The following is a 2,233-nucleotide window of genomic DNA, read 5'->3' on the forward strand; positions in this document are numbered from 1 at the left end:
TATTTCTTTATTTACAATCAAAGAATTAATATAAGTTTGATAAGCATTTTCTAAATCTTCAAAACCAAGTTTTTTAAATTCATCAATACTTTTATAAAGTTCTTTTCTTGCTTGTAAATAAGTATCATTTAGTTTGTTTTTATGAGAGATAAAGATAGTATAAAAACTAGAGTTAAATTCTAATTCTTTTATTGTGTTTTCATCAAATAAAGCTTGCTTATCTTTATCATATAAAACATAATCTTCACAAAAATATAAAGCTTTTAATAGATAGGGTTTTGAATCGATGTTGATGTTGTTGATATTTTCTAAAGATAGTTTTTGTATATAGGCTATTTTTAAATTATTGATTGCTTGTATAGATACAAGCTTATAATTATTATATTCTTGACTAAAATAATTAAGATTTTCTAAAAATATTTTATACTCATTGATATATTCTTTTTCATTTTGTATATTATTTAAATGCTTAAGACTTTGATTGAAAATATTATTATTATAAAAATTACAAGAAAAACTATCAAAATTAAATTCTTTTAACAAATTACTATTTTTATCATCTATAGAACATAAAGGAGTAAAGGAATTTTGTATGTTTTTGTAGTAGGGGTAGAGAGAGTGGGCGGTGGATGTTGCTTTTCCTCCTAGAGAAGTTATGTTTATTATGAATAGTTTTTTTGCTTTGGTTGTTATATTTAAAATTAAAATTATCCCAGCGGGTGTTAAATAATATAAAGGCCTTCTATTGGCATCTTTTATTAAATATTCTAGTATAATATTTCTAGAAGTTTCATTTTTAATAATATCTTTTAAAAAGTCCAATTCTTCTAGCGTCTGCCTTTTATGAAAATCATCTAAAATAACACTTTTTTCTTGCCAATCTCTAAAACCTGAAATTCTAGCTAAAAAATCTCCAAAATCATAAAGTCCTATATAACAATCTACAATACCATCTTTAATATCCTTAAGATGTTCCATTAATCCTTTATTTGTCATTTTCTAGCCTTTTTAATTTGCAAAGAAGAAGTAAAACAATATTTATTAGTTTTCTAGCGAGAAGGATAATTGCTAATAAGTAAAGCACTACTAATAATCCATATTTGACAAAAAAATATCCACCAAAAAATATTATAATTAAAAGCATACTATCTGGAATAAGCAATAAATATACAAAAGTATCATATATCCAGTTTATAATCTTACTAGAAACACCATATTTACTTTTGCAATTTTTGCATTTTATTTCTAATTTGCCTGAGAATATATTCCAAATATTTTGTAATTTATTGATTTTTGTTTTACAAACCTCACATTCTTTATAAATAGACATTTATTTTTCCTATATAATTTAAAAATTATCTTTAAAATTTAAATTATTTTCCGCATGCATTTAATCTTCCTTTAGCAAAATTTATGAAATAATTAAGTTTTTTTGTTACATATATTGCTTCGTATAATTCTTGATCTTGAAATTTTAAATCCGCATCATGAAATAAATTTATTTTTTTATAAGAATTAATCATATTTTCTAATAACTGTTCTTTTTGAGGTATAGAACACATAAGATTTGTATCTAAAGTAAAACCAAAAAACAAGATATTATAAGTCATAAAATTAATTTCAAACATTATTTTACCTAAATTATACTTAGATGGTAATTTTTCAATTTCACTCATAAAGACAAGCAACTCATCCGCAACATTTAAATAATTATTAATTTCTTTTAAATTAGTAGTGCTATTAGAAGCAAGATAAAAATAATTAAGATTATTTTGCATTTGCAAACCAAATAATACATCCTTATTTTTAAGAGCTACCAAATAAGCATTGTCTAAACCTAAAATTTGCATAAATTTAAAATCTTTTTTAAAATTATGCATATAATTTAATAATTCTTTTTGATTAAGTTTTAATTCTTGATTTAAGTTTTGTTCTACAAAAACTTTTTTAAATTCTTCTTCGTTGCTCCAGAATAATTTAGATGTCTCTTTTCTAATTTGATTTTCTTTTTCATAATAATACTTATCCCAAAAGATAAGCTCTAAAGGGCGATAAGCTAAGCTTATAAAGATAACAAAAGCTATAAGTAAACCACAAGGTATATAAAATCTTTTAAGTTTATAAAAAGGTTTTTTCATTTATATTCCTTGATATTTTAAAAATAGTTTTTGTGTCTTTTTCTGTTTCGTTTAAGGTTTTATTTTGAGTGTTAAGTTCTATCTCATTCATTTGT

Annotated in this window: 2 protein-coding genes and 1 pseudogene; all 3 read right to left on the reverse strand. The window is 22.3% G+C overall.

Translation table 11 applies throughout. From position 1 onward, the window contains the following. A pseudogene (locus tag AJ932_RS10550) lies at positions 1-996 on the reverse strand (hypothetical protein); the annotation flags it as partial. Further along, positions 986-1,330: a hypothetical protein gene (locus AJ932_RS05690; RefSeq protein WP_070243605.1), complete on the reverse strand. Its 345-nt coding sequence runs from the start codon at positions 1,328-1,330 to the stop codon at positions 986-988. The gene AJ932_RS05690 and the pseudogene AJ932_RS10550, both read right to left, overlap by 11 nt. 43 nt (positions 1,331-1,373) lie before the next feature. Continuing rightward, positions 1,374-2,138, reverse strand: a complete 765-nt coding sequence (locus tag AJ932_RS05695; protein ID WP_070289005.1) for a hypothetical protein — start codon at positions 2,136-2,138, stop codon at positions 1,374-1,376. Positions 2,139-2,233: the final 95 nt, after the last annotated feature.

This window comes from Campylobacter sp. BCW_6873, from assembly GCF_001762365.1.
GTDB classification, from domain to species: domain Bacteria; phylum Campylobacterota; class Campylobacteria; order Campylobacterales; family Campylobacteraceae; genus Campylobacter_D; species Campylobacter_D jejuni.

What these genes read in the sequence shown, in the direction of transcription:
- AJ932_RS05690 (WP_070243605.1), bottom strand. Translation starts at nt 1,330, where the DNA reads ATGTCTATTTATAAAGAATGTGAGGTTTGTAAAACAAAAATCAATAAA.
- AJ932_RS05695 (WP_070289005.1), bottom strand. Translation starts at nt 2,138, where the DNA reads ATGAAAAAACCTTTTTATAAACTTAAAAGATTTTATATACCTTGTGGT.